The organism is Kribbella sp. VKM Ac-2568 (genome assembly GCF_004345365.1).
Lineage (GTDB): Bacteria > Actinomycetota > Actinomycetes > Propionibacteriales > Kribbellaceae > Kribbella > Kribbella orskensis.
In genome coordinates, this window is the sequence record NZ_SLVF01000009.1 from 122384 (window position 1) to 146632 (window position 24249).

21 protein-coding genes are annotated in these 24249 nt (G+C 68.1%); 7 read left to right on the forward strand and 14 right to left on the reverse strand.

Annotation, left to right across the window (positions count from 1 at the left end; translation table 11 throughout):
* Positions 1-225: 225 nt before the first annotated feature.
* Both EV648_RS26045 and EV648_RS26050 read right to left on the reverse strand, forming a co-directional pair.
* Positions 226-1092, reverse strand: a complete 867-nt coding sequence (locus EV648_RS26045; protein WP_199234825.1) for a phosphotransferase — start codon at positions 1090-1092, stop codon at positions 226-228.
* Positions 1093-1292: 200 nt separating this feature from the next.
* Positions 1293-3128: a long-chain fatty acid--CoA ligase gene (locus EV648_RS26050; RefSeq protein WP_132297053.1), complete on the reverse strand. Its 1836-nt coding sequence runs from the start codon at positions 3126-3128 to the stop codon at positions 1293-1295.
* Between the two features lie 107 nt (positions 3129-3235).
* Between EV648_RS26050 and EV648_RS26055 the strand changes: the two genes are divergently transcribed.
* Positions 3236-4861, forward strand: coding sequence for a peptide-N4-asparagine amidase (locus tag EV648_RS26055; protein ID WP_132297056.1), 1626 nt, complete (start codon positions 3236-3238; stop codon positions 4859-4861).
* On the opposite strand, the gene EV648_RS26060 is transcribed toward EV648_RS26055, so the two are convergent.
* The 4 genes from EV648_RS26060 to EV648_RS26080 form a co-directional block, all read right to left on the reverse strand.
* Positions 4849-5448, reverse strand: coding sequence for a bifunctional 2-polyprenyl-6-hydroxyphenol methylase/3-demethylubiquinol 3-O-methyltransferase UbiG (locus tag EV648_RS26060; protein ID WP_132297059.1), 600 nt, complete (start codon positions 5446-5448; stop codon positions 4849-4851). The two genes, EV648_RS26055 and EV648_RS26060, sit on opposite strands and share 13 nt — an antisense overlap.
* Positions 5449-5505: 57 nt before the next feature.
* The gene (locus EV648_RS26065; RefSeq protein ID WP_132297062.1) at positions 5506-6531 is read right to left on the reverse strand and encodes an aspartate-semialdehyde dehydrogenase; all 1026 of its coding nucleotides are present in this window, start codon (positions 6529-6531) and stop codon (positions 5506-5508) included.
* Between the two features lie 897 nt (positions 6532-7428).
* The gene (locus EV648_RS26075; RefSeq protein ID WP_132194310.1) at positions 7429-7614 is read right to left on the reverse strand and encodes a tautomerase family protein; all 186 of its coding nucleotides are present in this window, start codon (positions 7612-7614) and stop codon (positions 7429-7431) included.
* A 63-nt stretch (positions 7615-7677) separates the two neighbouring features.
* On the reverse strand, positions 7678-8007 hold the full coding sequence (locus tag EV648_RS26080; protein WP_132297065.1) for a hypothetical protein: 330 nt from the start codon (positions 8005-8007) through the stop codon (positions 7678-7680).
* A 180-nt stretch (positions 8008-8187) separates the two neighbouring features.
* On the opposite strand from EV648_RS26080, the gene kduI reads away from it, so the two are divergent.
* From kduI to EV648_RS26095, 3 genes are all read left to right on the forward strand, one after another.
* The gene (kduI, locus tag EV648_RS26085) at positions 8188-9027 is read left to right on the forward strand and encodes a 5-dehydro-4-deoxy-D-glucuronate isomerase (RefSeq protein ID WP_132297068.1); all 840 of its coding nucleotides are present in this window, start codon (positions 8188-8190) and stop codon (positions 9025-9027) included.
* The gene (locus EV648_RS26090; RefSeq protein WP_305000063.1) at positions 9024-9860 is read left to right on the forward strand and encodes an SDR family oxidoreductase; all 837 of its coding nucleotides are present in this window, start codon (positions 9024-9026) and stop codon (positions 9858-9860) included. The genes kduI and EV648_RS26090 overlap by 4 nt, the downstream gene beginning before the upstream one ends.
* 73 nt (positions 9861-9933) lie before the next feature.
* On the forward strand, positions 9934-10689 hold the full coding sequence (locus EV648_RS26095; protein ID WP_132297710.1) for an IclR family transcriptional regulator: 756 nt from the start codon (positions 9934-9936) through the stop codon (positions 10687-10689).
* Here EV648_RS26095 and EV648_RS26100 read toward each other — a convergent pair.
* The 4 genes from EV648_RS26100 to lepA all read right to left on the reverse strand — a co-directional run bounded on the left by EV648_RS26100 (position 10686) and on the right by lepA (position 15686).
* The gene (locus EV648_RS26100; RefSeq protein WP_132297071.1) at positions 10686-11870 is read right to left on the reverse strand and encodes an MFS transporter; all 1185 of its coding nucleotides are present in this window, start codon (positions 11868-11870) and stop codon (positions 10686-10688) included. The genes EV648_RS26095 and EV648_RS26100 overlap by 4 nt on opposite strands.
* 121 nt (positions 11871-11991) lie before the next feature.
* Positions 11992-12618 carry an MOSC domain-containing protein gene (locus EV648_RS26105; RefSeq protein ID WP_132297074.1) on the reverse strand — a complete coding sequence of 209 codons (627 nt, stop codon included), beginning with the start codon at positions 12616-12618 and terminating at the stop codon, positions 11992-11994.
* A gap of 267 nt (positions 12619-12885) precedes the next feature.
* Positions 12886-13797: an aminoglycoside phosphotransferase family protein gene (locus EV648_RS26110; RefSeq protein WP_132297077.1), complete on the reverse strand. Its 912-nt coding sequence runs from the start codon at positions 13795-13797 to the stop codon at positions 12886-12888.
* A complete protein-coding gene (gene lepA, locus EV648_RS26115; RefSeq protein ID WP_199234826.1) occupies positions 13797-15686 on the reverse strand; it encodes a translation elongation factor 4 in 1890 nt (629 codons plus the stop codon). The genes EV648_RS26110 and lepA overlap by 1 nt, the downstream gene beginning before the upstream one ends.
* 194 nt (positions 15687-15880) lie before the next feature.
* Here lepA and EV648_RS26120 point away from each other — a divergent pair, with 194 nt between their 5' ends.
* The gene (locus EV648_RS26120) at positions 15881-16786 is read left to right on the forward strand and encodes an aminoglycoside phosphotransferase family protein (RefSeq protein ID WP_132297080.1); all 906 of its coding nucleotides are present in this window, start codon (positions 15881-15883) and stop codon (positions 16784-16786) included.
* 60 nt (positions 16787-16846) lie between these two features.
* Here the strand turns inward: EV648_RS26120 and EV648_RS26125 are convergent, their stop codons facing one another.
* A complete protein-coding gene (locus EV648_RS26125; RefSeq protein ID WP_132297083.1) occupies positions 16847-19894 on the reverse strand; it encodes a S8 family serine peptidase in 3048 nt (1015 codons plus the stop codon).
* A gap of 349 nt (positions 19895-20243) precedes the next feature.
* Here EV648_RS26125 and rpsT point away from each other — a divergent pair, with 349 nt between their 5' ends.
* Positions 20244-20504, forward strand: a complete 261-nt coding sequence (gene rpsT / locus EV648_RS26130) for a 30S ribosomal protein S20 (protein WP_132297086.1) — start codon at positions 20244-20246, stop codon at positions 20502-20504.
* Positions 20505-20652: 148 nt separating this feature from the next.
* On the opposite strand, the gene EV648_RS26135 is transcribed toward rpsT, so the two are convergent.
* Positions 20653-21474 carry a MarR family transcriptional regulator gene (locus tag EV648_RS26135; protein ID WP_132297089.1) on the reverse strand — a complete coding sequence of 274 codons (822 nt, stop codon included), beginning with the start codon at positions 21472-21474 and terminating at the stop codon, positions 20653-20655.
* Positions 21475-21683: 209 nt separating this feature from the next.
* On the opposite strand from EV648_RS26135, the gene EV648_RS26140 reads away from it, so the two are divergent.
* Positions 21684-22469: a phytanoyl-CoA dioxygenase family protein gene (locus tag EV648_RS26140; protein ID WP_132297092.1), complete on the forward strand. Its 786-nt coding sequence runs from the start codon at positions 21684-21686 to the stop codon at positions 22467-22469.
* A 44-nt stretch (positions 22470-22513) separates the two neighbouring features.
* Here the strand turns inward: EV648_RS26140 and EV648_RS26145 are convergent, their stop codons facing one another.
* Both EV648_RS26145 and holA read right to left on the reverse strand, forming a co-directional pair.
* Positions 22514-23020 carry a DNA glycosylase AlkZ-like family protein gene (locus EV648_RS26145; RefSeq protein WP_132297095.1) on the reverse strand — a complete coding sequence of 169 codons (507 nt, stop codon included), beginning with the start codon at positions 23018-23020 and terminating at the stop codon, positions 22514-22516.
* Positions 23021-23183: 163 nt separating this feature from the next.
* Positions 23184-24182, reverse strand: coding sequence for a DNA polymerase III subunit delta (gene holA, locus EV648_RS26150; RefSeq protein ID WP_241995608.1), 999 nt, complete (start codon positions 24180-24182; stop codon positions 23184-23186).
* Positions 24183-24249 lie beyond the last annotated feature (67 nt).

The window sequence follows — 24249 nt, forward strand, 5'->3', positions numbered from 1 at the left end:
GTTGAACGCCATCTCGTTGGAACGGCAGTTCGCCGAGGCTTTCGCCGCGTATTGCGGTAGTCGCCACGGTGTTGTCACCGATCACGGTTCGAGCAGTCTCGTGCTCGCCATCGAGTCCCTCGGCCTCCCTGTGGGGCCGATCCTTGTGCCGGCAAGGCGTGGGTTGCAACGGCGACAGCCTCGCCGCTTGGTTCCTTGCCGCTTTCAAGTGACCTTCGGCGATTTCTACAGACCATCCAGTCGCCTGGTCATCTGGTCGAGTGTCGGCCAAGGAGGACCCTCGCGCAGCGAGCGCAGGAATTCCTCTCCGAATCGCCTCCCGTTCGGAAACTGGTCGCCAAGGTCCCAACGCCACGCTGCGACCATCGCGAGAACGAGCTGCCGGCACTCGTCCAGCAGTCCTTGGTCAACGCTCGGGTAGTGCTCGCAGACCGCCTCGGGAACATGGGCGAGATCGAACTCGACGGGTCCACGGCAGCACGTCTCGAAGTCGATGAACAATGGGCCATTCTTCGTGCTGAGCACATTGCCTTGATGCGGCTCGCCGTGGAGCAGCTGCTCCACGGCGCCGCGGTCGTCGATCGCCCGTCGCAGGCTTCGTAGTCTGCTGCTGAGGAACACGCGGTCTGCGTCGGCGAGCTCCGGCGAGAGATCCGGGTTGGCAACGACTTCTTCCGCCTCCGCGATTCGATCCGTGAACCGTGGGGTCGCCACATCAACCTTGCGCATGCCGGCGTGCAGCCGCTCCAGCGCCTTGGCGTAGTCGACTGGTGAGACGTGAGGTGTCACGGGCTCGTAGTAGATCCACAGCGTCACTGCGAAGCCATCGCGCGTGTACACAAGCGGGTCCACCCGGGGCTCCAAGGCGCCCACCGGGCATCCGGCCTCGGCGAGCCGTTGAGCGAGCTCGACTTCGAGCTGTGCAATTTCTTGCCCCACATGGGCGACCCGGGCAAGGACGTCGCATGGCGTCAGCCGCAGCGCCAGCTTGTTCGAGTTGTGGAGAACGATTGCGTCGTTGGCCGGCAGGTCGAGCGATGCGGCGACCGAAGTCGTAGCCGCGATCGCACGCGTGACGTCGGACATCTCCATGACTTCGTCAGGCTACATACGTGATCTTGTTCTGTCCTCGTATATTCGGCGGGGCTGCGGTAGCCGAGAGTCCTGTGCAGCCGGGTGCCGTTGTACCAGCCGATGGGGCGCCGTCGTTGCGGCGTGACGTGGAGCGGTTGTTCTGGCGTGAGGTCGCTAAGGGCCTGTCGAGCGGGGGCGAGCGCCGGAGCAGGCGTGGGCTAGTCGTACATCTTGTCCAGAAGATCCCCGTACGTCGTCTCCACGTGCTTGCGCTTGAGCTTCAGACTCGGCGTCATCTCACCCGACTCCACCGTGAGATCCCGGTCGAGGATGGTGAACTTCTTGATGGTCTCCCACCGGTTCAGCCCGGCGTTCAGCTCGTCGACGTAACCCTGCACCAGCTTCTGCGCCTCGTCCGACGTTACGATCTCGGCGTACGACTTCCCACCGAGACCGCTCTGCTCAGCCCATCCCTGGATCGCGTCCGGGTCGAGGGTGACCAGGGCGCTCACGAAGTTCCGCTGATTGCCGTGCACGAGGAACTGGCTGGCGTACGGGCAGATCATCTTGAAGCGTCCCTCGATCACCTGCGGCGCGACGTACTTGCCGCCGGAGGTCTTGAAGAGGTCCTTCTTCCGGTCGGTGATGAAGAGGAACTCGTCCTCGAAGTGACCGATGTCGCCGGTGTGGAACCAGCCGTCGGCGTCGATCACCTCGGCGGTCTGCTCCGGCAGGTTGTGGTACCCGCTCATCACGCCGGGACCCTTGATCAGGATCTCGCCGTCCTCGGCGATCTTGAACTCGGATGCCGGGAAGATCGGCCCGACGCTCCCGAGCCGGTACTGGTCGGGCCGGTTCAGCGTCGATCCCGCGGCCGTCTCCGACAGCCCGTAGCCCTCGAGGATCAGCAGCCCGGCCGCGTGGAACCACTCGGCCAGCTGCTTGTCCAGCGCGGCCGATCCGGAGACGAAGAAGCGGATCCGGCCGCCGAAGCGCGCGCGGATCTTCGACAGCACCAGTTTGTCTGCCACCGTGTACTGCGCGGCCAGTACTCCGCTGGGCTCCTTGCCCTGCTGGCGCAACTTGGAGACCTGCGTGCCGATCCCGAAGGCCCAGTGGAACAGTTTCGCCTTGACGCCGCCCTCGGCCTCCATCATCGTCACGATCCGGCCGTGCGCCTTCTCGAAGACGCGGGGCGCGGCAGCCATGAAGGTGGGCTGCACTACGGCGGCGTTCTCCACGATCTTGTCCACCCGGCCGTCGATCGCCGTCGCGAAGCCGATCTGGAACTGAACCGCCAGCAACACCTGGCCGAACACGTGCGACAACGGCAGCCACAGCAACTGCAGGTCGTCCGGGCTGAGCACCCGGATCCCCTCCACCGCCGCACCTTCGTACGTCCAAACCGAGTGCGGCAGCCGCACGCCCTTGGGCCGCCCGGTCGTACCGGAGGTGTAGACGAGCGTGCAGAGGTGCTCGGGCCGGATCTGCGCGAGCCGCTCGTCGATCGCGGCGGGGTTCTCGTCCAGGTGCTTGGCGCCGAGTTCGTCGAGCGTGGCGAGGCTGATGACCCAGTCGCCGTCGCGCTCCTCCGGCTCACCGTCGATCAGCACAACTTTGTGCAGCGACGGGGTGTCCGACTTGTGCTGCCGCAACTTGTCGACCTGGCTGGCGTCCTCGGCGAACACCACCTGCACCTCGGCGTCCGCGACGATGTACGAGACGTCCGCGGCCATCGTGGTCGGGTAGATCGTGGTCGTCGCGGCTGCCGCGAGCACCGCCGACAGATAGCACTGGACCCAGTCGAGCCTGGTGCTCGCCGCGACGCCCACCCGCTGCTCGGGCTCGACTCCCAGCGCGATAAGGCCGGCGGCGCGACGGCGTACGAGTTCTTCGGTCTGCTGCCAGGTCACCGACTTCCACTCGGAGCCGGCCGGATACCTGAACGCCTCCCGGTTCGGCGTCGCGGCGACGCGGTCGAGAAACATCTGCGCGAGGTGCTCTTTGCGGTTGCTCAGCAACGCGAGCTGGGGACCGTCGGCAACGGGCTTCATGTCTGGCCTCCATGGGGGGTCAAGTAACCGAACAGTAATGGGCTGAGGCGGCGGAGGCCATGGTCCTCGCTTGCCCGTCCGCACCATCTCGATTACGTTTCCGCAACATGCGCGCACGGTCTGTGGCACTCGTCTCACTGTCCGTTCTACTCCTCGGTTGGCTGTCACCTGCGACAGCCGCGCCGCCGCCTCCCGAGTTCGGCTCGGACTACGCCGATCCCCGGACTCCGGCTCCCCCTGTGGCGGTGCCGAATACCCGGCACTGCTCTGTCGAGATCGTCAGGCACGGCTTCAGGAACTTCGACCCCTACACCTCCACCTACACGCCGCCGGCGGACTGCCGCGGTCCCTGGTCGAAGGTCGTCCTGCGGATGAACGGCTCGGTGAAGGGCGTCCAGTTCGACCGCCTCGGGCACATCACCATCGGCGGTGTCGGCGTCTTCCGGACGTCGACTCCCGAGCCCAGCACAGACGGGATCAGCTGGCAGGTGGAGAAGGACATCAGCTCCTACAGCCCCTTGCTGCGTTCGACCCAGCCCGTGGTGATGGAGCTCGGCAACGTCGTCGACGACACCTACACCGGCGTCCTCGACATCACCGTCACCCTGGACTTCTACGTGACCGGCCGCGGAGCACCAGCCGCCCGTACCGCGTCCGCGGTGCTCCCGCTGCAGGACCAACGACGCGAGGACTCCGACCTCGTCGGTACGGCGACGCTGCCGCGCAACACCACCCGACTGCTCGGGGAGATCTACGTGACCGGCTCGGGTGGCGGCTGCGAGGAGTTCTGGGACACCTCGGCCCCGGCCTCGACGGGCTACTCGTGCCCCGACGGTTCGCCGTACCGGGAGGTCGAGGTGCTCGTCGACGGCAAGGTCGCCGGGATCGCGCTGCCGTACCCATACATCTACACAGGCGGCTGGTCGAACCCGTACTCGTGGCGCCCGTCCCCTGCGCCGCGCGCCTTCGACATCAAGCCGCTGATGTACGACCTGACGCCTTTCGCCGGACTGGTCAGCGACGGCAAGCCGCACGAGTTCCGCGTCCACGTCGCCGGCGTACCGGCCGGGCAGAGCGGCTGGTTCACCGTGCCCAACCTCCACGTCTGGACCGACGCGCACCTGAAGCAGACCCGCGGCGCACTCACGTCGTACTCCGTGGCGCCGCTGACCAAGTCCGACGAAGTCACCGGGTCGAGCGGCGCGCCGGGATCCGTGCTGACCAAGGCGTCCCGCTCGCTCAAGATCAGCGGGTACGTCGATACCTCGGCCGGGCGGATCCGGACGACGGTCGAGCGATCCCTGGCGAATACCTCCGACCACGCCTGGGAGGCGGGCGAGTCCCGCGACACCCTGGACGCCACCTGGCGCGACGTCTCCACCGTGACCACCGGGGCCCGGGTGGACCGGGTCGAGCTGAACTACGGCAAGAACGGCTACCTCAGCTTCTTGCCCAACGCAACGATCCCGGACGGCTACGACGTCATCACTGACCTCGACCTGGCCGACCGCAGCCGCACCACCACCCGCCTCGGCCCGCTCGTGCTGGCAGACCGTCACACCGAGGAGACCTACGACGGCCGCGCCACCTGGATCTACAACGTCCCGCGCGACCAACGTCACGCCACCGGTACCCAAACAGTCCGCTACCGCGCCCACGGCACCGGCGGCTGCTACGACCACACCTTGACAGCCGTCAATGGCACCTACACCGAGGACTACTACCGCTGCTGAGGCTTACGGGCGATCAACCGATGGATCGTCTTCCCGGAACTGCTGCTGGTCACCTCTTCGTCCAGCAGCAGTTCCGCTGGGGCAAGTGCGGTCCTGACGCCGGCCGCGTCGACTACGGCGTACAGACGGCCCGAGTCGTCGCGCTGGTCCTCGCCTTCGGTGACTCGCCAGGTGAGGTAGAGAGTCCCGCCCGGCTTGACGATGTCGATCAGCCTCGAGGCCGCTTCCACCGCGCTGCGCGGGTCCAGGTGCATGATCACCGTCTCGCACAGGACGTTGTCGAACGACTCGGCAGGGATGTTCGCCAACTCCGGCAACGCGGCCGACTGGAATTCGACCTCCGGATGCCGCCGGCGCGCCTCAGCCAGCAACTGCGCCGAAGGCTCGAACCCCACGACGTCGAACCCGTTCGCCGCCAGCCAGGCCGCATCCCGTCCACTCCCGCACCCGATGTCCGCGACGAGTCCTGGCCGGCGGAAGTAGCGCAGTACGAGTTCCTGCAGGTCGGTGCCGGCAGGCTGGCTGTCCCAGTCGTCCGCGAAGGCTGTCGCGGCGCGGTCGTAGGCGTGCAGCGTCAGGTTGTCCATGCCCGCATCCTGCTGCGGCAGGTCTCTCTATGTCAACTTTCTTGACGTCGAGAGATATCAGCGCTGCTGGAGGAGTTCGGCGATCTGTACTGCGTTGAGGGCGGCGCCCTTACGGAGGTTGTCGTTGGAGACGAAGAGAACGAGGCCGCGGTTGCCGGGGACGGACTGGTCCTGGCGGATGCGGCCGACGTACGACGGGTCCTTGCCGGCGGCATGGAGCGGGGTCGGGAGATCGGCCAGTTCCACGCCGGGGGCCTTCGCGAGGAGTTCCGTTGCGCGCTCTGGGGTGATCGAGTCGGCGAACTCGGCGTGGATGCTCAGCGAGTGGCCGGTGAAGACCGGGACGCGGACGCAGGTGCCCGCCACCAGGAGGTCCGGGATGTGCAGGATCTTGCGGCTCTCGTTGCGGAGCTTCTGCTCCTCGTCGGTCTCACCGGTGCCGTCGGCAACGATCGAGCCGGCCAGCGGGAGGACGTTGAACGCGATCGGACCGGCGTACACCTGGGGCTGCGGGAGGGTGATGCCCTCGGTCCCGTGCGCGAGCCGGCCGGAACCGTCGGCCAGGGCGTTGGTCTGCTCCTCCAACTCCCGTACGCCGACGCCGCCCGAGCCGGAGACGGCCTGGTAGGTGGAGACGATCAGGCGGGTCAACCGGGCTTCCTGGTGGAGCGGGCCGAGGACCGGCATCGCGGCCATCGTGGTGCAGTTCGGGTTCGCGACGATGCCCTTGGGGAGGTGGTCGAGGTCGGAAGGGTTGACCTCGGCAACCACCAGCGGGACGTCAGGGTCCATCCGCCAGCCGGAGGAGTTGTCGACGACGATCGCGCCGGCCGCGGCGACCTTGGGGGCGAACTCCTTGGAAGCCGTTTTGCCGTTGGAGAAGAGGGCCAGGTCGAGGCCCTTGAAGTCGGCGCCGGCCGAGTCCTCGACGGTGATCTTCTCGTCGCCGAACGGGAGTTGGCTGCCCGCCGAGCGCGCGGACGCGAAGTACCGGATCTCGTCGATGGGGAACTCACGGTCGATCAACAACTGGCGCATGACGCCGCCGACCTGGCCGGTGGCTCCGAACACTCCTACTCGCATGGAACAAGCCTAGTTGCAGGGATCTGCCCCTCAAGCCCCCTGTCCACCACCCGGTACCGCGCCCACCCGCTCATCCCGCCTCTCGGGGGTTGCCTCTCGGGGGTTGACCCCGGACGGTCGGGGTTGCCTGCTCAGATTCCTGCGGGGCAACCCACTCTCTCGGGGGTTGACCCAGGGATGGCCCCTCGAACGCCGGCGATCTACCGCGGGTCGGCGCGGGTGGTGTTCACCGCGGGGGGGTACCTGCTGGTGTTGTGAGTTGTGCCCCGCGGCGTTGGAGGGGTAACCCACAACTGGAGTTGGTAACCGCCCTCGAATCTGCGGCTGGGCGGGCGGCGGCGTGCTGCGGCGAGCACCGCTGGCGGGATGTTCGCTGGCTGGCGGTTTGCAAGGCGCCAGCGGTCGAACAGCCCGTCATCGGACACCCCCGCTGGGCGCCGTGGGGCCCGTGGCCGTGGGGCCCGTGGACGTCGGGCCCGTGGACGTCGGGCCGGTGGACGTCGGGCCGGTGGACGTCGGGCCGGTGGACGTCGGGCCGGTGGACGTGGGGTTGTGGGGACCTCGGACACCTTGTGGGGACCGGGGACAGGTCATGTCGTGTCCAAGGTCCCGACTTGGTGTCCGAGGCCCCACCTTGTGCACCAGTTGAGCGTCCGGTCCGCCGGGATCTGCTCTGGTGGTGCACAAAGTGCCGGTTCGGGGAGTCCCGCGGGCCCGGGCAGTGGAAGACCCCGAACTTCCGGGCGAGGCAGCTCCCCGAACATCTGGGCAAGCAGCTCCCCGAACATCTGGGAAAGCAACTCCCCGACGTGGGGGTTCCCCCCTGAGAGGGTGGGTCAGCGAGCGAGGTACCGGCCCGGTTCTCTGAGGCGGGAGAGGCCGGCGGGGAGAGTGTCGTCAGGAGTCGGAGACGAGGACTCCGCCGTTGGCTACGTCGGACTTCTCGATTTCCTGGAAGACGATGCGGACGGCTTCGCGCTTGGCGCCGAGGATGGCGATGGCGGAGTCGGTGACGGCGGCGACGAACTCGCGGCGCTGGTCGAGGGTGCGGCCGGACAGGAGTTCGACGGTGATGTTGGGCATCTCAGAGGCTCCTCAGCGGGGAATCGGGTTCTGTAGCGTGGAACATTGTTCCACGAATATGCGTCAGCCGACGGCGGCGGTCGGCCTGGCGGTCACCTCATCGGTCTCGACCGAGTCGGTGTTCAGCGAGCCGAGCAGGTCGTCCACGTCGGCCCGTCGTTCCGGCAGTAGCAGGCCGAGGCCGACGTACACGACCAAGGACGTTGCCAGCGGCAACGCGACGACCAGGGTGGTGTCGGTGGAGCCGATGCCCCACTTGACGATCGCCCAGACGATCAGGCCGGCCGCCCAGGAGGCAATCGCCGCGCGGGTGCCGCAGCGACGGAACCACGGCAGCAGGCCGAGCATCAACGGGATCGAGATCGGGCCCATGGTCGCGGCCACCAGGTCCACGACGATCTTTCAGGACGACGCCCTGCCCGTTGGTGATGATCAGGCCGGATGCGAAGGAAGGTTCCACCTGTCAGAACTGGGCGTCAAGATGCGGAACTCCGATCGAACCCAATCTGAGCCTCACGGCCCGTGACACGGACATCGTTTGACAGGGTGTTCCACTCAGTAGAACCTTGTTCTGTGAATTCGTCGGAGAAGGATCTCGAGGTCAGGCACGCCACCCACCCCGACCAGGTGCGCGGTTTCGACACCGCCGCGCTGCGCGGCAGCTACCTGGTCGAGGACCTCTTCAGCCCGGACACGATCAACGCGGTGCTCACCCACCACGACCGGATCGTGCTGGCCGGCGCGCGGCCGGCCGGCGGTCCGCTCACGCTGGGGACCTGGCCCGAACTGCGCAGCGAGTTCTTCCTCGAGCGCCGAGAGGCCGGCATCGTCAACGTCGGCGGGCCCGGCACCGTGACGGTCGACGGCACCAAGTTCGAGCTGACCACCGGAGCCTGCCTGTACGCCGGACGCGGTGCGCGCGACGTCGTCTTCGAGGGCTCCGAAGCCGCCTTCTACATCTTCTCCGCGGCAGCCCACACCGACTTCCCGACCACGCTGGTCCAGCCGGGCGAGGGGAACCGGCTGGAGCTCGGCGACCAGCAGACCGCGAACCGCCGGACCATCGACCAGTACATCCACGCCGACGGAGTCCGGAGCTGCCAGATCGTCCTCGGCGTCACCACGCTCCACCCCGGCAGCACCTGGAACACGATGCCCGCGCACACCCACGATCGCCGTACCGAGTGCTACTTGTACTTCGGCCTGCCGGAGTCCGAGCGGATCGTCCACCTGCTCGGGGAACCCGACGAGACGCGACATCTGCTGGTCTCGGATCGCCAGGCGGTGATCTCCCCGAACTGGTCGATCCACTCGGGCGCCGGCACCTCGGCGTACAGCTTCGTCTGGGCGATGGCCGGCGAGAACCAGGCGTTCGGCGACATGGACGGCGTCGACGTGAAGGACCTGCGGTGACGTCCAGCCCACCAGGGCCTTCCGTCACCCCGCTTGGGCCGTCCGTTGCCTCGCAAGCGTCTTCCGTTGCCCCGCAGTCGCAGGGGTTCTCGCTGGAGGGTCGCACCGCGCTGGTCACCGGGGCGCGGCGCGGGATCGGGGCCGCGATCGCCGCGGGGTTCGCGGCCGCCGGGGCCGACCTGATCCTGATGGCTCGCGACGCCGCGCTCGAGGACACCCTCGAGGCGATCAAGCAGAGCGGTGGTCGCGAGGCGACGGTGATCACCGCGGACTTCGCCGATCCCGCCGCCGTCGAAGCGGCCGCGACCGAGATCGCCAACAGCCGGACCATCGACATCCTGGTCAACAACGCCGGTACGATCCGGCGCGCGCCGGCGGCCTCGACCAGCCCGGCCGACTGGCATCACGTCATCGACGTGAACCTGAACTCCACCTGGGCCGTGACGCGGCCGGTCGGCGCCGCGATGGTCTCGCGCGGCGAGGGCAAGATCATCACGATCGCCTCGCTGCTCAGCTTCCAGGGCGGTATCACGGTCCCGGCCTACACTGCCAGCAAGCACGCGGTCGCCGGCCTCACCAAGGCCCTCGCCAACGAGTGGGGGCCCTCTGGTGTGCAGGTGAACGCGATCGCCCCCGGCTACATCAGTACGGACAACACCACCGACCTGCGGGCGGACCCGGAGCGGGAGGCGGCCATTCGCGACCGCATCCCGGCCGGGCGCTGGGGCAGGCCGGAGGACCTGGTCGGTGCTGCGGTCTTCCTGGCCTCGGCAGCCTCGGCGTACGTCAACGGGCATGTGCTCGCCGTCGACGGTGGCTGGCTGGCCCGATAGGCGGGTAGGAGACAGACGGCAGTGACGAGTGAACGGGAACGGCGCGAACGGGAGAAGTGACAGGATGAGCGACATGAGTTCGCCCTCGGCCATCGACAAGACGCTGATGGTGCTCGACGCCGTCCTCGAGCACTCGCGGTTCACCGACGTGGTGACGGCGACCGGGCTGGCCAAGTCGACCGTGCACCGGATCATGGCGTCGCTGGTCGAGCACGAGTTCGTCGCGCAGGCCGAGGACGGTTCGTACCATCCCGGCCCGAAGGCGCTGCGGCTGGCCGGGCACGCGCTCACCAACGTGGATCTCGCGACCGTCGCCCGTCCAGTACTGGCCGACCTGGTCGCGCAGACGCGCTGCACGGTGCACGTCGGGCTGCTCAACGGCGACGAGGCGATCTATGTCGCGCGGCTCGACGGGCCCAAGCCGTACCGGATGCCTTCGCGGGTCGGCAAGGCCTTCTGGTTGCACTGCACGGGAATCGGCAAGGCATTGCTGGCGGAGAAGGATGACGAAGCCCTCGATGCACTCGTCACCCGCACCGGGCTGCCCGCCCGGACTCCGCTGACCCACACGACCGCGGCCGCTTTGAAGGCGGATCTCGCGCAGGTGAAGGTACGCGGCTACGCGTTGGACGACGAGGAGAACGAGCCGGGAATCCGCTGCGTCGCCGCCGTCATCCACGACCACACCGGTACTGCGATCGCCGCCGTCAGCATCTCGACGCTGTCCCTGGAGCAGTCGATCGCCCAGGTCGCCCTGATGGCCCCCGCCGCCATTGAAGCCGCCCGCAAGATCTCCGCCGCCCTCGGCTACATGGAGCCAACTAACTAAAGGGGCTGCGCCACGAGAGACGCAGTACGGCGGGCTGCTGCCCAGCTCACCACCGGTACGAACAGGACCCCGACCACTGCGAACCAGACGCCGAGGATGATCCAGCCCGGGACTCCGAGGCCGAGTGGGAGCAGTGCGAGCACCGCCGGCGCGACCATGGTGCTGATCGACATGCTGGTGTTCCAGACGCCTTGGTATTGCCCTTGCGCCTCGTCAGCCGCCAGGTCGAAGCCGAGCAAGAACGAGCCCGAGGACTGCAGCAACTCCCCGATCACCTGGACGAGCGCGCCCACCGCGAGCAGGGCGATGGCAACGACCACGCCGCCTCCGGATGCACCGGCGAACAGAACCATCGATGCCAGCAGCAACAATCCTGCGGTCCTGGTCGCCCGCGCGGCGCTAGCAGGGTCGGCGATCCCCCGGCTCGACCTGACCTGGAACAGCGCGATCACGACGGTGTTGATGATCAGCAGCAGCGCGACCGTCCAGCGGGGCGCCTCGGTGTGGTCGACCACCCAGAGCGGGATCGCCACATCGAGGACGGCGTAGTGGATCGACATCCCCGCGTTGAGCGCCGCGACGGCCAGGTAGCCTCGATCTCGCAGAGCGATCCAGACCGGGCCATCCTCCTTCTTCGGCTGCGGTTCCACCCGCGGTACGGCGAACACGACGAACGCGGCGACGATGCTGAGGAACGAGTCCAGCACGAACATCACCCGGTACGCCGTGCCGGTGTCGAAGTGCAACGCCAGGGCACCGATTCCGGCGCCGAGCATGATCCCGATGTTGGTGATCGCCCGGAGGTAGGCGCGGGCGGCGACCCGGCCTGCGGCGCCCTGGGTGACTGCGGCGATCAGCGCGGCGCGGACGGCACCGGCGCCGCGGTCGATCACAGTCAGCACGATCGCGACGGCCAGGAATTGCCAGAACGTGTCGACTAGCAGGTAGAGCAGGGAGAGGCCGGAGACGAGCAAGCTCAGGATGACGAACAGGGTGCGAGGTCCCCGGCGGTCGGCCAGATGCCCCAACGGCACGGCGGACAGCAGCCCGAACAGCCCCGCGATGGTGAGCCCGACTCCGACCTGGGCGATCGAGAGCCCAACTATCCGGTTGAAGTAGAGCACGCTCACCGTCATCAGCAGCCCGTTGCCGACGCGGCTGAGCAACGTTGCCAAGGCCAACGGTCTCAACGGTCCGGGAGCAGGCAGCAGCCCCTTCACAGCCGGATGTCCGACGGCTTCGATGGCGTGGTCGGCTTCAACGGCGTGGTCGGCTTCAACGGCGTGGTCGGCTTCGGCATCCTCATGCGCGCGCGGCGATGCGCTGGGCTTCGTCTCTGAGTTCGTCCACCAGGTCTGCGTCGGAGTCGAGCATGCCTCGCATCTTGGCCGAGTCTTGCGCGGCGAACATGACGCCGATGGTGACCTCGTGGTCCGGCCTGCTGAGCACCTCGATCCGATCGCCGGCTCCAAGCGTCCCAGTCTTCAGAACCTTGAGGTAGGCGCCGGGCCGGCCCTCTTGATGGAACCGTTTCACCCAGCGAGGAATCCCCATCCGCGCCTGGAACGTGATGCACGGGATCCGCGGCGCCCGCACCATGACCTCGACCTCGTCCCCCAACCGCCAGACCTCACCGATCAGGGCGTTGGTGATGTCGAGGCCCTCGGTCGACAGATTCTCCCCGAACAACCCGGCCGGAATCTCCCGCCCCAGTTGCTCGGCCCACCACCCGGAGTCCTCCCGCGCATACGCGTACATCGCCTGATCGCGCCCACCATGATGCTCGGTGTCACAGACGCGATCCCCTTCGAGGCCGAGGAACCCGACCGGCACCCGCCGACTCTGAGGCCGCTTGTCGATGGCCGTGAGCCCGCTCTCCTTCGGCCCAGGAATCAGCTCTTCGACCACGTTCACCGTCAACACCCGCATACCCGGCATCCTCTCCCGGGCCTGGCGTCGGGTGCCACTGGGTTTCAGCCGCCGCGGCACAGGTCCGCTTCCAGCTCGCATGGTGGTAGCCGACATGGGAGCCCAGCACGGCGGGCCGGACGCAGGCCACCTCAACCACAACTGGTTCGTTCGCCGGAAAGGTATGCACTCAGGTCAGCCAACAGCGCGGGCGAGCCTACCCCAGGGGGCAGCACCCGGAGAAGCGCGGCACGGCTGAGGGCAACCGGCGGCGGGGCGGAGTACGGGTCAGTCCTGGATTGCCTTGGTGATGGCTATGTTGCGGGTGAGCCAGTCGTGGGGTAGGACCTCGTCGGTGCCGGCGTCGGCGATTGCGCCTTTGACGTTGACCATCTGCCGGACGATCACCCAGTCGCGGGCCCGGTCCTCGTCGAGGCCGGCGGCGTCGACGATCGCGTAGAACCGCTGCCGCAACGCGAACCTCAGATCACGCGCCTCCGCGATCTCCTCCCACCGGTTCCACAGCAGCGGCGCGACCTCATGATGCGGATCGCCGGAGAGCGGCTTCGGGTCGATCACCAGCCAGGGTTCACGTTCTGCCGCGAGCACGTTGAAGTAGTGCAGATCCGTGTGGATCAGCCGCCCGTCGGTCTCCGGATCGGCCGCGAAGTCCCGCGCCAGCGACGCCGCCTGCTCGACGTACCGCCGCGGTACCGGAGCCGACGGCGGCAGTTCCAGCAACTCCGCCGCCCACCGCTTCGACTCACCCGACAACGTCCGGAACTGCGGCCCGGCCGGCACGTGCAACCGCTTGTACAGCGACGCGATGATCTCGCTCGCCTCGATCGAGTCGAGCCCCATCAGATCCTGCGGCAGCGCCCGCTCCAGCAGCAGCGCGAACCGCCGCGGATCCGCCCGCAGCAGCCGGATCGCGCCGTTGCCATCCCAGATCCGCAGCGCGAGATGCTCGGTCTCGGCCTCCCAGTGCGGGAACTGGACCTTGAGCATCGCCGGCGTCCCGTCCGTGGTACGGACCGGGACTACGAGCGAACAGTTCCCGTACGCCGATGCGCCGTCGACCCGCAGATCCCACTCGGACAGCAGATCGCGCGCCAGGCGTGGCAATCCGTCGAGCCAGGCGGCCCAGTCGGCGCCACGCGAGGCGACCTTGCGGAACTCCTCAGGGATCTCGACCGGCACTACTTCTTGGCCTTCTCCCCCGGGGCGTCACTGGTCTTGAGGGCGGCGATGAAGGCTTCCTGCGGGACCTCGACCCGGCCCACCATCTTCATCCGCTTCTTGCCCTCCTTCTGCTTCTCGAGCAGCTTGCGCTTTCGGGTGATGTCACCGCCGTAGCACTTCGCCAGCACGTCCTTGCGGATCGCGCGGATCGACTCGCGGGCGATGATCCGGGACCCGATCGCGGCCTGGATCGGTACTTCGAACTGCTGCCTGGGGATGAGTTCCTTCAGCTTGCCGGCCAGCGCGACCCCGTAGGAATACGCGTTGTCGCGGTGCACGATCGCCGAGAACGCGTCGACCGTCTCGCCCTGCAGCAGGATGTCCACCTTGACCAGTGCCGCGGCCTGCTCGCCCGTCGGCTCGTAGTCGAGCGACGCGTAGCCCTTGGTCTTCGACTTCAACTGGTCGAAGAAGTCGAACACGATCTCGGCCAGCGGCAGCGTGTAGCGCAGTTCGACCCGGTCCTCGGACAGGTACTCCATCCCCTGCAGGTTGCCCCGCTTGGTCTGGCACAGCTCCATGATGACGCCGATGTAATCCTTCGGGCTGAGGATCGTCGCGCGCACCACCGGCTCGTAGATCTCGGCGATCTTGCCGTCCGGGAACTCGCTCGGGTTGGTGACGACGTGCTCCTTGCCGTCCTCCATCTCGACCCGGTAGACCACGTTCGGAGCGGTCGAGATCAGGTCCAGGTCGAACTCGCGCTCGAGCCGCTCCCGGACGATCTCCATGTGCAGCAGACCGAGGAATCCGCAGCGGAACCCGAACCCGAGTGCACCCGAGCTCTCCGGCTCGTACTGCAGGGCCGCGTCATTCAGCTGCAGCCGCTCCAGCGCGTCGCGGAGCGTCGGGTAGTCGTCGCCGTCGATCGGGAACAGCCCGGAGTACACCATCGGCTGCGGGTGCTTGTAGCCGCCGAGGGCCTCGGTCGCGCCGCGCACGGACGAGGTGACGGTGTCACCGACCCGGGACTGGCGGACGTCCTTCACGCCGGTGATCAGGTAGCCGACCTCGCCGACGCCGATACTGGGCGACTTCATCGGCTCGGGTGAGATGACGCCGACCTCGAGCATCTCGTGCACCGCGCCGGTCGACATCATCTTGATCTTGTCGCGGTGGGTCAGCTCGCCGTCGACCACCCGGACGTAGGTGACGACGCCGCGGTACGTGTCGTAGACCGAGTCGAAGATCAGCGCCCGCGGCGGAGCGTCCTTGACGCCCTTCGGCGGGTCGACCTGCGCGACGATCTCGCTCAGCAGGTCCTCGACGCCCTGCCCGGTCTTCGCCGAGACGCGCAGTACGTCGGACTCCTTGCAGCCGATGATGTGGGCCAGCTCCGCGGCGTACTTCTCCGGCTGGGCGCCCGGCAGGTCGATCTTGTTCAGCACCGGGATGATGTGCAGGTCCGCGTTCAGCGCGAGGTACAGGTTCGCCAGCGTCTGCGCCTCGATGCCCTGGGCCGCGTCGACCAGCAGCACGGCGCCCTCGCACGCCTCCAGCGACCGCGACACCTCGTAGGTGAAGTCGACGTGGCCGGGGGTGTCGATCATGTTCAGGATGTACGTCGTGCCGTCGGGCGCGAGCAGTCCGCCGGGGGTGTCGGGCTTCGGCGCGAACGGCAACCGGACCGCCTGCGACTTGATCGTGATGCCGCGCTCACGCTCGATGTCCATCCGGTCCAGGTACTGGGCCCGCATCTGACGGCCGTCGACGACACCGGTGATCTGCAGCATCCGATCGGCCAGCGTCGACTTCCCGTGGTCGATGTGGGCGATGATGCAGAAGTTCCGGATCAGCGACGGGTCGGTGCGACCCGGCTGCGGCACGGTCGTGGGGCCTACGGGCACGGAGGGTTCCAGTTCGTCTCAGGGTGGCTCACTGGGAGCGGGGCAACTCCTCAATCATCCCATGGCCTGCCACACCTTTCCGCATCCATCGTCCGACTGCTGCGTCCTGCGGTACGAAGTGGTCTAGGCCGGTCTTGCTCGGTAGGTGAAAATGGCTGCGGCTCGGGGCCGGTCCACCTCTACCCTCGGGAGGTATGGCGCACGCTGCTGGGGTTCGGCTGGCTTACGAGAAGGTGCCCGCGCGGGTGCAGGCCTGGGTCGAGCGCTCGCTCGGCTCATCGGTCGTCTCCGCCTCGACGCAGCAGGGCGGCTTCTCCCCCGGCGTCGCGGCGCGGCTGGTCGCCACGTCCGGCCGGCGCGCGTTCGTCAAGGCGGTCGGCTCGGAGCTGAACCCGGACACTCCTCGCCTCTTCCGCAACGAGATCGCCGCGATGCAGGGCCTGTCCGCGCACTCGCTGCCGCACACCCCTTTCCTGTACGACGTGTACGACGACGGGGACTGGGTGGCTCTCCTACTCGAGGACATCGAGGGATACCTGCCGCCGCATCCGTGGCATCCCGTGGACGCGGCCCGGGTGCTCGACGCCTTGGCGGAGCTGACGGAGTCCCTGCAGCCGTCGCCGTGGCCGGAGGCACCTGTGGCCGCAGTACGGAGTGAGGCGTTTCTGAGCCGGTGGGACAACGTGATCGCCGACGGGCTCGCTGTACCGGCTTGGGCGGCTGGGCGGGAGCAGGAGTTCGCGGAATTGGCCCGGATCGGGCTGGACGCGCTCGCCAAGGGCGACGGGCTCGCGCACTGGGATCTGCGCGCCGACAACATCCTGCTGACCGAGGGACGCGTCGTCTTCGTCGACTGGGCTCACGCGGCGCAGGCGGCCTCATGGGCCGACACCGTCATCCTGCACGCCGATATGCGCGGCTCGGTCGACCTGCCTGATCTCCCGGAGGACGACGGCATCACCGGCTTCCTCGCGGGCATCGCCGGCGGTCTCTGGTGGGGCGCGAGCCAGCCGGCACCTCCTGGTCTCCCCACGATCCGCGACTGGCAGCGGAAGTCAGCACTGGTCCACCTCGACTGGCTGCGCGAACGCCTGTCTTGACTGGACAGACGAACTGCCGGGAGCCCGCTGGATGCGGGGTCCCGGCAGTCAGCGTTTCTGTTAGCTGTCCACGCGGACGATGGTGGAGCCGGAGCCGTCGGCGCCGTCCGAATAGCCCAGGCGGCCCAGGTAGCGGGTGCCGGCGCTCAGACCGGACCAGGCTGCGGTGACGGACACCTGGCCGGCCGCTGTCACCGCTTGGGAGGCCGGGGTCGCCGTGAGGTTGCCTGTCGCGTCGCCGAGCTCCCAGTGGTTCAGCTTAACGGCCTGCTCGGCTGCTCCGGAGAAGAGGTCGACGTAGACGTCGTAGGAACCACCTGCCGGCGCCGGGAGGTTGACCTCTTCCTCTGCCGAACCACCCGTGCTGCTGCCGAGCACAGCCGTAGTACCGGCCTTGTAGACGAAGACGTCGAGGTCTGTGCCCGCAGGGTAGTCCGCGTCGAAGGTGGAGAACCGGGCGTGCTTGGTCCCGGCCGGCACGGTGACGGTGACCTTGGCGACGTGCTCGTTGGCCGCCGGATTGGTGGTCGGGAACGACACCCCGCCCGGGTTCCGCAGAGTAGCCTCGCCGACGGTCGCTGCCGTCAGGCCGCTCACCGTGGTCGAGAGGGTGCCGCTGTAGCCGGCGGTGATCGGCACCTGCACCGAGCCGCTGGTGCCGGTCCCGTTGACCTGGACCGGCGCCTTGACCGTCAGCGGCCGGATCGCGAGTGTGCTGCTCACCACGTGCCGGGCGGAACGCCAGTTGAGCTTACCGAACGAGTACTGCTCGAGCGGCGCCCCGTTGTGCTCGAAGGTCACCCGGTACGTCGCCGTCCGGCCCGGAAGTACGACGAGCAGCTTCGGCGTGACGGTGACCTTGACCCCGGCCAGGCCCTCGACCTTCGGGAAGTACACCTCAGCGAGCTTGCCGACGTTCCGCACGGTCCGCTTGACCGTCTGCTTGCCGGCCAGATCCCCGATCGCGATGGTCGGGTAGTTCAGGTCACTCGGGTCGACCTTGCCCTTCGCGCACAACTCGTGGGTCTCGGCGACCTGACCCGAGGCGCACACGAACTTCGCCCAGTCGTCGTACGACGAGTCGTACACGAGGCCCGGGTCCATCGCCAGCTTCGGCTGGACCAGGCCGGCGCCATACCCGAACGGGTTGCCCGGCGAGCCGGAATCGTTCTGGATCGGCTTGCCGCTGGTGTCGAGCGAGGTGCCGGTGGTGAGCAGGGCGGACTTGATCGCCATCGGGGACCAGGTCGGGTACTTGCTCTTGAGCACCGCCGCGGCTCCGGCGATGTGCGGGGACGCCATCGAAGTACCGCTCATGAACGCGTACTGACCACCCGCGGCGCTGAACGCGCTGGTCGCGGCGAGCACGTTCGTGCCCGGTGCCATCACGTCGGGCTTCAGCAGGTCGCCGTTTCCGGCCGGCGATGGGCCTCGGCTGGAACTGCTCGCGACCTTCGGCGCGTTCACCCGGACCGTCTGCGCCGCGCCGATCTGCGCGGTCGGGGACGCGGCGCCCTCGACGTACGCCTTGATCTCGGGGGCGGCGACGTGGTCCAGGTGGACGGTCGGGACGGAGTGCAGGTCGGAGTCGAGGGTGCCCGGGGTCGGGTTGACCAGGATCAGGCCGATGCCGCCGGCGTTCTTCACCTGCAGGCTCTTGTCGACGCGAGCGTTGACACCGCGATCGCAGACCACGATCTTCCCAGTCACCTTCGCCGGGTCGAGCGTGTTCGGCATGCAGAGCACGAGGTTGGTCGGGTTCGCGCCTGGCAGACCTGCGTCCTTGGCGAGGATCACCGGTGCGCTCGGCGTACCGGCCCCGATGCCCGCACCCGTGTAGGACTTGCCGTTGCCGAGGGTGACGGTGGTCTGGACCTCGCGGTCATGGGTGCCGTTGGCAACCGTCGTGACCCAGGGGAAGTTCTTGCCGACCGTGCTGACGCCCGGGCCGGTGTTGCCCGCGCTGGTCGCCACGAAGACGCCGGCCTTGGCCGCCCGGAGAAAGGCCAGGCCGGTCGCGTTCACGAAGGTCGAGCCGGAACCGGAGATCGAGTAGTTGATGACGTCCACGCCATCGGCGACCGCCGCGTCGATGCCCGCCACGATGTCGGCGTCCGTGCCGGAGCCGCCGCCGGTGGCGTCGACCGCCCAGAGCACCTTGTAGATGGCGAGCCTGGCGTGCGGGGCGATCCCCGAACCCTTGCCGTAGTCCCGGCCGAGCACGTTCATGTCGACGCCGTAGTTGCCGGCCGCAGTACTGGCCGTGTGGGTGCCGTGTCCGCCATAGTCCCGCGGCGAGCGGTACTCCTCGGGGATCGGGCGGTTGCCGATGCCGGCGTCGAAGTACCGGGCGCCGATGACCTTGTTGTTGCAGGCGACCGGGGCCTCGATGCCGACCTGGCAGGTGCCCTTCCACTTCGCGGCGATCAGGGCGTCCGACTGCTTGGTGGTCTTCAGCGGCGCGAAACTGGCCCGCTCCGGGACGTACCCGGAGTCGATCATGCCGATGATCACGCCGTCACCGGCCTTGTCGATACCGCCCGCCTGCTGCCAGGCGCCGCCCTTGCCGGAGAGACCGAGGTACCGCGGGGTGTCGACGGTGTCCTGGTGCTGCATCTCGCTCGGCTCGACGCTCTTCACGCCGGACGACTTGGCGAGCTTGACCGCCTCGTCGTGCGACATCTGCGCGGAGAACCCGGCGTATGTGTAGTTGTAGTCGTACAGCCTCTTCACGTCCGGGAGCGGGTCGAGGAGCCGGCTCCGCTCGCGGCCGAGGTGCTGCACGTAGGAGACGACCTGACCTGCGCTGCGGAGCAACTTGTTGCCCGGGAGAACGCGGGTCGCGGGGAGGCCCGCGATGTCACCGTCGTACTCCGTTACGGGTGCGTCGTCGAGCTGGACGATGTACGCGCCGGTGGGTGACTCCCTGACCTCGTTCGCGGCGGGGTTGTCTTCCCCTGTCGCGGCTCGTGTCGTTGCTGAGGCTTTCGCGATCTCGGTGGCGCTGGTGGTGGCGGTGGCTTGGTTGCCGAGGGCGACCACCAGGGCGGTGGCCGTCGCGGTGGCGACGGCGAGCACCCTGAAGCGGCGGCGGGCGGGAGCTGACACGAAGTTCCTCCAGGCGGGACGGAGCTGGGTGACCGGTGTGACGACCGAACACACCCCCACGGTGATCAGCGCCACGAGGGCCCGAGTATGCCGTCACCCTCCCGCGATGTCACGCTCAGTCCTACCCGTGTCACCAGGAATCACCGCGATACCGGGAGGCACAGGTGGAAGGGTCAGTTGAAAGCGCCCCAGAGCGCAGCTTCAGAGCAGTCGTTCCGGCAATCTCTCGGTTTGGTGCTGACGGCGGCTTGTTGCTAATCTGTCTGTTCGCGCGTGTGCGTTGGTACTCACCCGTGCACGCACCACCTTTCCTGTACTGATCCCAATCTCTGATCGAGGCTCTGCATCCGTGGCGAACATCAAGTCCCAGATCAAGCGCAACCGCCAGAACGAGGCTGCGCGGCTTCGCAACAAGTCGGTGAAGTCGACCCTCAAGACGGCTGTTCGCCGCTTCCGTGAGGCTGCCGACGCCGGCGAAACCGCGAAGGCTCAGGAGCAGGCCCGCGTCGCCGCCCGCCTGCTCGACAAGGCTGCCAGCAAGGGCGTCATCCACGCCAACCAGGCCGCCAACCGGAAGTCGTCCATCTTCAAGAAGGCCGCTTCCCTCTGACACCGCCCAAACGATCGGCCAGTCCCCCGGGGACCCGGCCGATCGTTTTCGCGTACCCAGAACCTGACGCGGTAGCCCCCCGCTACCCTCCCGAACCTCGACGTGCCGTCACCCGATACACCGTGGCCAACCTCATGACCAGGTACATCTAGTAGCCGACAGAGTCGATCGTTGCCGCGAGCGGCTCGAGGTCGGCGACGAGCTGGGCCACCTCGCCCGGCTCCAGGCTGTCGTACGCGGGGGCGGCGAGGGCATCGGTGACCGCCTCGATGCGGTCCTTCGTCTCGCGCCCGGCGGCGGTGAACGCAGCCGAGGCGTCGACGAGACCGCGAGCGCGCAGACCGTCCACGACCGCGGCCAGCTGCGTCGGCGTGAGGGGGTTCAGCCTCCCGTACTCCTCCGGCGTCATGCCCAGGGAGAGCGCGTGGAGCACGTGAGCCTCCTGCCCGCCGATACCGGCGGAGACCAGCGCGGCAAGGTGACCGTCGCCGCGGTGCTCGCGCAGCAGCGTCGCCGCGTGCCAAAGCCGGGCGACCGGCTCGTCAGGCACGGGGAGCGACCGCAGACCGGCGTAGAGGATCCGTCCCTCCATCGGCGCGCTGATCGCCACCCGGGTGGCGAGGTCGGCGGCCCGGCCGAGCGCGGGGGTGTCGGCCAGGTCGCCGAGGATGCGCCGCAGGGCTGCGACGCTGCCCTCCTGGCGGGCGGCGAGCACGGCCTCGGGAGTGGCGATGTCCCAAACTTTCGGGATGCAGGCGGCGACCTCGCCGGGGGCGAAGTTGTAGAAGAGTGCATCCACGACCTGGGCCGGGACCCGGCCCAGGGGTGCGGACCGCGCGGCGAAGTAGCCCGGCCAGTAGCCCTCGTAGCCGAGGGCCTGGAGTGCCTCGGTCGGCTCGGCGGACATGTAGCTGACGAGGTGGATCGGTTCCAGCAGCTGCTGACACAGGCGCCGCGCGATGGGTTCCATGCGAGTGACCTTCAGCAGAGGTTGAAGATGACGGGTCATGGTGACCTCCGGTGGTGAACCGACCGACCCGTTGCCGGTCTCTCACCCTGGCTACGAACGGGCTCGACACCGTTCGACAGGTTCCCGAGAGTTTCTCGAAGACTAACGCCGCCTTCAGGACCGTGGGAATTGGGTTGACGGTGAGGGGTGGGTGGCAAAGGGTGCTTGGCATGTTGTCGGATGCTGAGGTCGCGTCGTTTGGGCGGGATGGGTTTGTGGTGGTTCGAGGAGCCGTACCCCGCCCAGTGGTGGAGGCCTGTGTGGATGTGGTCTGGGAGGAGTTGGAGGGGCGAGGCGTCGGGCGGGATGACGCTGGGTCCTGGACGGCACCTGTTGTGCGGATAGACAGTCCCGAGGAAGGCGACAGGGGGCGGCCGTTCGCTGCGGCCGGGACGGCAAAGGTGTTGTGGGAGGCGTACGACCAGCTGATCGGGCCGGACAAGTGGTGGAAGCGCCAAGGGATGGGTGGGACGATTCCCGTTCGCTTCCCGCATCCCGCTGATCCGAAGGACGCGGGCTGGCATATCGAGACCAGCTACTGGAACGGCACCGATTGGCGGGCGAACATCCGGAGTCGCGAGCGGGGCCTGCTCGCGATCTTTCTTCTCACCGATGTCGGTCCCGACGATGCTCCGACCCGGATCCGCGTCGGCTCCCACGTCGACGCCGCTCGCGTACTGGCTCCCGCGGGCGACGAGGGCCTCGCTCCGGCCGAGGCCGGACCGCCGGTCGTACAAGCGAGCGCCGACCGACCGGTCACCGAGGCGACGGGTGCCGCTGGGGATGTCTACCTCTGCCACCCGTTTCTGGTCCACGCAGCCTCGTGGCCGCACCGCGGCACCAGCCCACGGATGATCACCCAGCCGGGCATTCACCTGCTGGAGCCGTTCCCTCTGACAGACCGAAGCGCCGCCTACCCCGTAGAAGCAGCCATCCTGGACGCCCTCGCCGACTGAAGCGCCGCGCAGATGCCCCTCGGGAGGGGTGCAGAGCGCTCAGGTCAGCGACGGAATGACTCGGGCGCGGTGGATAGGTGTGCGTTGGAGAACGGGAAGGTTAAGACTTCGGCGGCTAGGGTGACGTGCTGGGCGGAAGTGAGGTGTTCGGAGAGCCTGATGTCTACTCGGCTGCCCTTTCGGCCCCAGGCGCCAACGATTCGGCCGTCGACGAGGATGCCGTTGGGATGGAACGTGTCCGAGGCTGGGGTCAGGGTCCGTCTGCCCGGGGCAATGAAGAGGCCGTCGCGGTCCCGGCCGAGAAGGCGGAGATCCGGCTCGACCAGGAAACGCGTTCCGTGCGGAGTGGTTGCCTCGCCGAAGGACGTCTCCTCACCTCGCGGTATCCACGCGGGCGTGCCCTCGAAGTCCACCTCGAGCAGCTCCTCGGACAGCGAGTTCCAGATCTGGCGGGCATCGGCGGCGGGGAGCCCGGCCCACCAGGCGAACGCCTTCGGGGCGGTCGGAGCGAACCGGTGAACATGACGTCGGCACAGCCGGATGGTTCGCAGCCCGCGACTCGAGCGTGGAGGCCCAGGAGTGCGTCTCGAGGCGCCGTGTCCTGCAAGCCGACGTACGCCGCTTCCTCGTACGAGCCCTCCGGCAACCGGTCCACCAGGTGATTCACGCGCAGTCGGTACGACACCGCCTGCTCGCGGGTTACGCGCAGCCGGGTCAACGGCGGCCGTGGGCGTTGCTGACTGTTATCACCATGCGTTCGAGGGCGTAACCGGCGTCGCCCGAAGCACCTTTTACATCGGCGTCGGCTTGAGCCACTGCCTTGATGGCGGTCGCCAGGCCGCCGGCGGTCCAGCCCCGGGCCTGTTGCCTGAGCGTCTTGAGCTTCCACGGCGGTACGCCGACCTCGCGGGCCAGGTCTGCTTCGCGAAGACCGGTGGGAGCACTCGTGTACTTCGCCAGTCCGCGGAGGCCGCCTGCCGTGGCACTGGTCACCAGTACCGCGGCTACTCCGCAATCGAGGGCCCAGCGCAACTGCTCGAGGGCGGGCTCGGTACGTCCCGCGATCGCCGCGTCCGCCACGGCGAAGCTGGTCACCTCGGCGCGGCCTCCGAAGTACTGGCCGATGAGGTCGGGGTTGATCGGCTGGCCGCCGGAGTCGGAGACCAGCTGCGAGCAAGCGCCGGAGAGGGCGCGGAGATCGTGGCCGACGGCGTCGACCAGGGCGGCGGCGCCTCGCTCGTCGATGCTGCCGCCGAGGAGGCGGATCTCGCCGACGACGAACTGCGGGAGCTCCCAGGTCTTGGGGGCAGTGGCGACCACCTCGTTGACGGAGGCTTTGCGCAGCTTGTCGAGGGTGGCCTTGCCCTTCTGGCCGCCTGAGTGGACCAGGATGACGAGGACGTCTTCGGAGGGTGAGGCCGCGTAGTCGAGCAGGTGCGGCACCATCTCTGACGGGAGGTTCTCGAGAGTTCGGAGGACCATCACGCGTTCGGCCGCGAACAGGGACGGGCCGGTCAGTTCGGCGAACACCCCGACGTCGAGGTCCGCGCCGCCGAGGTCGGTGACCTCGACGTCGGCAGTCCCCTTCGAGACAGCCGCGATCGCAGAACGAACAGCCCGGTCGGCGAGGAACGTCTCCGAGCCGGTGACCAGCAGCACGTCGCCGAGCTTGGGCGCAGAGTTCTTTCGAGCAGCCATAACGCCCGCCAGCATGCCATGCCCCTCCGACAATCCTCCACCGCCACCACGACCTACCCACCAGGAGCAGGCACCGGACGCT

Bases quoted from the DNA above. Each gene is read 5' to 3' on its own strand.
- EV648_RS26095 (WP_132297710.1), top strand. From the start codon at position 9,934: ATGAGTTCGCCCTCGGCCATCGACAAGACGCTGATGGTGCTCGACGCC.
- EV648_RS26135 (WP_132297089.1), bottom strand. From the start codon at position 21,474: ATGGAACCCATCGCGCGGCGCCTGTGTCAGCAGCTGCTGGAACCGATC.
- EV648_RS26120 (WP_132297080.1), top strand. From the start codon at position 15,881: ATGGCGCACGCTGCTGGGGTTCGGCTGGCTTACGAGAAGGTGCCCGCG.
- holA (WP_241995608.1), bottom strand. From the start codon at position 24,182: ATGCTGGCGGGCGTTATGGCTGCTCGAAAGAACTCTGCGCCCAAGCTC.
- EV648_RS26065 (WP_132297062.1), bottom strand. From the start codon at position 6,531: ATGCGAGTAGGAGTGTTCGGAGCCACCGGCCAGGTCGGCGGCGTCATG.
- EV648_RS26105 (WP_132297074.1), bottom strand. From the start codon at position 12,618: ATGCGGGTGTTGACGGTGAACGTGGTCGAAGAGCTGATTCCTGGGCCG.
- EV648_RS26140 (WP_132297092.1), top strand. From the start codon at position 21,684: ATGTTGTCGGATGCTGAGGTCGCGTCGTTTGGGCGGGATGGGTTTGTG.
- EV648_RS26045 (WP_199234825.1), bottom strand. From the start codon at position 1,092: ATGGAGATGTCCGACGTCACGCGTGCGATCGCGGCTACGACTTCGGTC.
- EV648_RS26075 (WP_132194310.1), bottom strand. From the start codon at position 7,614: ATGCCCAACATCACCGTCGAACTCCTGTCCGGCCGCACCCTCGACCAG.
- EV648_RS26060 (WP_132297059.1), bottom strand. From the start codon at position 5,448: ATGGACAACCTGACGCTGCACGCCTACGACCGCGCCGCGACAGCCTTC.
- EV648_RS26055 (WP_132297056.1), top strand. From the start codon at position 3,236: ATGCGCGCACGGTCTGTGGCACTCGTCTCACTGTCCGTTCTACTCCTC.
- EV648_RS26050 (WP_132297053.1), bottom strand. From the start codon at position 3,128: ATGAAGCCCGTTGCCGACGGTCCCCAGCTCGCGTTGCTGAGCAACCGC.